At 71.3% G+C, this 5,076-nt stretch carries 5 protein-coding genes; 2 read left to right on the top strand and 3 right to left on the bottom strand.

Annotated elements, in window-relative coordinates; all coding sequences use genetic code 11:
* Nucleotides 1-184 precede the first annotated feature (184 nt).
* Nucleotides 185-1,099, bottom strand: a complete 915-nt coding sequence (locus ABZ914_RS46280; RefSeq protein ID WP_500201023.1) for a hypothetical protein — start codon at nt 1,097-1,099, stop codon at nt 185-187.
* 44 nt (nt 1,100-1,143) lie between these two features.
* Here ABZ914_RS46280 and ABZ914_RS46275 point away from each other — a divergent pair, with 44 nt between their 5' ends.
* Entirely contained in the window at nt 1,144-1,980 is an 837-nt protein-coding gene (locus ABZ914_RS46275; protein WP_433149259.1) for a 2,3,4,5-tetrahydropyridine-2,6-dicarboxylate N-succinyltransferase, read from the top strand.
* A 60-nt stretch (nt 1,981-2,040) separates the two neighbouring features.
* On the opposite strand, the gene ABZ914_RS46270 is transcribed toward ABZ914_RS46275, so the two are convergent.
* Both ABZ914_RS46270 and ABZ914_RS46265 read right to left on the bottom strand, forming a co-directional pair.
* Complete coding sequence (locus tag ABZ914_RS46270; protein WP_500201022.1) at nt 2,041-3,132, bottom strand: hypothetical protein; 1,092 nt, start codon at nt 3,130-3,132, stop codon at nt 2,041-2,043.
* 80 nt (nt 3,133-3,212) lie between these two features.
* Nucleotides 3,213-3,899: a 4'-phosphopantetheinyl transferase family protein gene (locus ABZ914_RS46265; RefSeq protein WP_500201024.1), complete on the bottom strand. Its 687-nt coding sequence runs from the start codon at nt 3,897-3,899 to the stop codon at nt 3,213-3,215.
* Nucleotides 3,900-3,939: 40 nt separating this feature from the next.
* Between ABZ914_RS46265 and dapE the strand changes: the two genes are divergently transcribed.
* Nucleotides 3,940-5,004, top strand: coding sequence for a succinyl-diaminopimelate desuccinylase (dapE, locus tag ABZ914_RS46260; RefSeq protein WP_500201021.1), 1,065 nt, complete (start codon nt 3,940-3,942; stop codon nt 5,002-5,004).
* The last annotated feature ends 72 nt before the right edge of the window (nt 5,005-5,076 follow it).

Below are 5,076 nucleotides of genomic sequence, written 5' to 3'. Positions count from 1 at the left end.
ATACGACGACACACCCCGTGACAACGAGCAAGATGAAGCGTAGAGACCGCCGATTCCGCCTGTCCATCAGCTAAGTCACCTGTGGATAACTATGGGCGGCGCGGCATTTCGGGCTGAACAGGCGAAGTGGTCGCGTGCTCGTTCGGTTCCGTTCTATTTTGGCCGGAATTGGCCCGAAAAAGGATCAGTGGATGATGACGTGGTTGGCGGAGGCGTTCTTGTCCGTGGTCCAGCCGTCGTGGCCGGCGTCGGACCGCCAGTGGAGGCCGGCGTAGCGGACCTCCTTGAGGCCGTAGACCTGGGCGTGGGTGACGGCCCAGGCGGCGACGGCCCAGCCGGCGCGGGCGTTGGTGACCTTGACGCCGTTCCAGGAGTCCGGACGGGACGGGGCGCCGGCGGTGAGGGGGCCCGGGCCGTCCACCTGGAGGCGGGGGCCGAAGGCGCGGCGCATCTCGCGGATCGCGTCGGGACGGCGGGACTTGGTCTGCTTGTCCGGCGGGTACCAGCAGCGGGCCCCGGCGGCCTGGCGGCCGGTGAAGACCTGGGCGAGGAGCTTGCCGTCCGGCTCGTGCTGGGCGTAGGCGCGGCCGTCGGCGCTGTGCTGGACGCGCTGGGCGGCGTCGTGCACGTCGCGGTCGAGGTAGTCCTTGACCTTCACCAAGGCGTCGAAGAACTTGCTGGTGGACTGGACGGGGTCGCGCAGCTTGGCGGGGGTGCCCCAGCCCTGGGAGGGGCGCTGCTGGAACATCCCGACGGAGTCGCGGTCGCCGCTGGGCAGGTTGCGGATGTGCGACTCCTGGATCGCCGTCGCGTACGCGATCACCGCGGCGCGTTCGGGGAGCTGCTTGCGGAACGCCACGGCCGAGATCGTCGAGGCGTTCGCGGCCTGGTCGAGGTCCAGCGGCATCTTGGACTTGCCCACGGCGACCTCGCAGCCCGACCCGTGCAGGTAGGGGCGCACGCGGTCGAACGCGATGTAGCCGCCCACGCCCAGCACGAGGACGAGCGCGGCCACGACGAACGGCCAGCGCCGCCGGCGGCGCCCGCCGCCGCCCGGACCCTGTTCGGGGCGCGTCCTCAACCTCGACCAAACAGCCACGCGAAGAAGGTACCGGGAACCGGCCACCAGTAAGCTCAAGGACCATGACGGAAACGTTCACCAGCCCGATTTCCCAGGTCATCGACGAGCTGTGGGAGCGGCGCGCCGAGCTCGGCCCGGACGACGCCGACGCCCGCGCGGCGATCGTGGCCGCCGTGGACCAGCTCGACGCGGGGGAGGCGCGCGTCGCCCGGATCGACCCCGCGACCGACGAGGTCGTCGTGGACGAGCGCGCGAAGCGGTCGATCCTGCTGAGCTTCAAGGTCCTCGGGATGGTGCGTTCGCAGGTCGGCGACTTCCAGTACCACGACCGCATCCCGTTGAAGAGCCGGTTCGACGGCGTGCGGGTGGTGCCCGGCGCGATCGCCCGCTGGGGCGCCTACCTGGCCCCGGGCGTGGTGCTGATGCCGTCGTTCACCAACTTCGGCGCCTACGTCGACTCCGGGACGATGGTCGACACGTGGGCGACCGTGGGGTCATGCGCGCAGATCGGTAAGAACGTCCACCTTTCGGGCGGTGTCGGGATCGGCGGCGTGCTGGAGCCGCCGAACGCCAAGCCCGTCGTGGTCGAGGACGAGGCCATGATCGGCAGCCGCTCGATGATCGTGGAGGGCGCGCGGGTCGGGAAGGGGGCCGTGGTCGGCTCCGGGACGAACCTGTCGGCGTCCATGCCGGTCATCGACGTGGAGACGGGCGAGGAGATCAGCCGGGGCCGCATCCCGGACTGGTGCGTCGCGGTCGGCGGCACCCGCTACAAGGAGTTCAAGGGCGGGACGTTCGGCCTCCCGGCGGTCCTGATCCTGAAGCGCCTGGACCCGGGCCAGCGGCACGACAAGGCGGCCCTGAACGACATCCTGCGCGACCACGGCATCAACACCTGACAGAGACGATGTAGCCCGCGGGTAGATCTCAGCGATGCCCCGGTTTGCCGGTGGCCGCCATCAGGCCGGGTTCGCGTAGATCCTGATCTTCCAGGTGCCTTCGGCCTTCACGTGCAGGAAGGTCGGGCCCGACAGATGGCCGTCGGTGGACGACTCGTCCCTGCCGGACAGGACCTGCGGTCCTCTCTCGAAGTCCGGGGTGAGTTCGGTGAGGGAGTAGCCGCCTCGATCGGCGTGTCTCATGTGGACGATCGCCGGGCCTCCCGAGTAGTGGAAGACGAAGGAGCCGCGCGAGGCGATGTGGTCGTGGACGGCCGGGACGGTGTCGAGAGGCTGGAGCCACGCCGTCCACGGGGCCCGCGATTCGATGTGGACGTGAACGTGCCTGTCCCCGGACACGGGAAGGGGTTCCACGACGCGGCTCCGCTGCTTGCTCCTGAGCAGCACGCGCGCCTTCCCGGCTTCCATCAGCTCAACGGTGTTCCGGGGACCGCTGTGGAGCCGGACGACGAGCACCAAGGGCGCGCGCGGTTCGCGGTGGGGGAGTTCGATCTCTCTGCTGCCCGTCCCCTGGGCCTGCTGCGTCTTCCGGACGCCCGGTGGGCATGTCTTGAACGGGCCCGGCCCCCTGTGCGGCCGCTGGGGGGCGCGAGGCTCGGAGGGGCGCGCGGGCGGCTTCTGGGACGGGGACGGGTGGCGGCTCGTCGTGATCGGCGGCGTGGCGTCCGCGAGCCTCACCGCGTCGGCGGTGCACACGTCGACGAAGCGGGCGGTGCCGCCCTCCGGGGTCCAGCTGACACGTTCGGCGGACGTGCCGTGGCGAGGATCGAAGAAGCACAGGGGGCGGCGAGGCGGGAGGGGACGGCCCGCCATGCGGGCGTCAACGCAGGCGAGGGCGTGGCGGCCCTCGTCCAGGGCCAGCATGACGTCCGCCGCGTCCTCGCGGTCTCGGTCTCCGACGAAGGCCCGCTTGGCCTGCTCGTACGCGTCCAGGGCACGGGCGTAGTCCGCGAGGAGGTCCGCGTCGGCGGCGTGCCGCTCGGGTACGAGGGTGTGCCGCGCGAGCGCCTCGCCGAAAGCCGTGATCCCGGCGTCGATCGGTGCCAGTTCGTCGTCGCGCCGCCGCCTGAAGATCTTGAACAACGCCCCCACCGCCATCCCCAGAATTCAGATGATCTTACCTAAACCCCCTTTGGCCAGGCCCTTGTCCGCGGGAACCGGAACGTCGCCGGTCAGGCGACGGAGGTTTCGGTGATCTTGAGGGGGCGGGCGGTGAGGACGGCCAGGGACGCGGCGTAGCCCGGGCCCGGGGTGAGGTCCGCGAGGCGGACGGGGGAGACCGCCTTGTCGTCGTCCCAGGACAGCACCTCGGCGGGGTCGTCGGGGCCGGAGACGTGGATCGCCGTCATGGGCGCCGCCAGGCCGTGGCCGGTGGCCTTGAGCAGCGCCTCCTTGCGGCACCAGTAGGTGTGGAAGCCGCGTTTGCGCTGGTCCGGGGGGAGCGCCATGAGGACGTCCCGCTCGGGGGCGCTGAGGACCATCTCGCCGAGCCGGTCGACGTCCCGGTCGCTCTCCTGCTCCACGTCGACGCCGACCTCCGGGCCGTCGGTGAGGACGAGGACGACCCGCTCCGCCGAGTGCGAGAGCGAGAAGTCCAGGTCGGAGCCGGGGAGGCGCGGCTTGCCGTGGGCGCCGCCGCAGTGCGGGCAGTCCGTGGTGAAGCGGATGTCGCGCGGCGCCAGGCCGGTCGCCTCCGCCAGGACGGTGCGGGCCAGGAACCGCCCGGTGACGAACCTGGCCTTGTCCTCGGCGCGCATGAACCGCTCGTAGCGTTCGCGCTCACCGCCGTCCAGAAGGTCGCGCATATGCGCTTCGTCCGCGGGGACCGCCCAGTGGACGGCGCACTCGAGCACAGGCATCTCCACGCCCGCGATCATAAGCCGCGTACGCTTGCTGTCCATGCGGCTTGATCTGTTCTCGGACGTGGCGGACCTGACGGCGGCGATCGTCGACATCGAGTCGGTGAGCGGTGCGGAGGGGCCGCTGGCGGACGCCGTCGAGGAGGCGCTGCGCGCGCTTCCGCACCTCGCGGTGGAGCGCGACGGGAACAACGTGATCGCCCGCACGGACCTGGGGCGCGCCGAACGGGTCGTCCTGGCCGGGCACCTCGACACCGTGCCGCTGAACGGCAACCTGCCGTCGCGCATGGAGGGCGACCGCCTGTACGGCTGCGGGACGACCGACATGAAGAGCGGCGTCGCGGTCGCGCTGCGCCTGGCCGCGACCGTCACCGAGCCCACCCGCGACATCACCTTCGTGTTCTACGAGTGCGAGGAGATCGAGGCGGACCGCAACGGGCTGCGGCGGCTCGCGGCCACCCGCCCCGAACTGCTCGCGGGCGACTTCGCCGTCCTGATGGAGCCGACGGGCGCGCACATCGAGGGCGGATGCCAGGGCACCATGCGCATCGACGTCACGGCGAAGGGCGAGAGGGCGCACAGCGCGCGCGCCTGGATGGGGTCCAACGCCATCCACACGGCCGGGCGGATCCTCGACGTCCTGCGCGCGTACGAGCCCACCCGTCCCGTCGTGGACGGCCTGGAGTACCACGAAGGGCTCAACGCCGTGTTCATCCAGGGCGGCGTCGCCGGAAACGTCATCCCGGACGAATGCGTCGTCACCGTCAACTACCGGTTCGCGCCCGACAAGTCCCTCGCCGAGGCGGAGGCGTACCTGCGCGAGGTGTTCGACGGCTTCGACGTGAAGGTGACCGACGCCGCGTCCGCCGCCCGGCCCGGCCTCACCCACCCGGCCGCCGCCGCGTTCGTGTCGTCCGTCGCGTCCGGCGGCACCGAGGTCCGCGCCAAGCTCGGCTGGACGGACGTGGCGCGCTTCTCCGAACTCGGCGTCCCGGCCGTCAACTACGGCCCCGGTGAACCGACCCTCGCCCACACCAAGGACGAGTACGTCGAGATGCCGCTGATCGCCGACTGCGAGCGGCGGATGCGCGCCTGGCTGTGCTGATCCAGGGGGCGACCCCCTGGAACCCCCGTCACGACGGACGGGCTGTTTCCCCGCTCCGCTTGCGCTCCGCGG

The sequence above is a fragment of the Spirillospora sp. NPDC046719 genome (assembly GCF_040645715.1).
Lineage (GTDB): Bacteria > Actinomycetota > Actinomycetes > Streptosporangiales > Streptosporangiaceae > Spirillospora.
This window is presented reverse-complemented; position numbering and strand designations above follow the sequence as displayed.

Excerpts from the sequence above, each read along its gene's own strand:
- ABZ914_RS46275 (WP_433149259.1), top strand. The coding sequence starts at position 1,144 with ATGACGGAAACGTTCACCAGCCCGATTTCCCAGGTCATCGACGAGCTG.
- dapE (WP_500201021.1), top strand. The coding sequence starts at position 3,940 with ATGCGGCTTGATCTGTTCTCGGACGTGGCGGACCTGACGGCGGCGATC.
- ABZ914_RS46265 (WP_500201024.1), bottom strand. The coding sequence starts at position 3,899 with ATGCCTGTGCTCGAGTGCGCCGTCCACTGGGCGGTCCCCGCGGACGAA.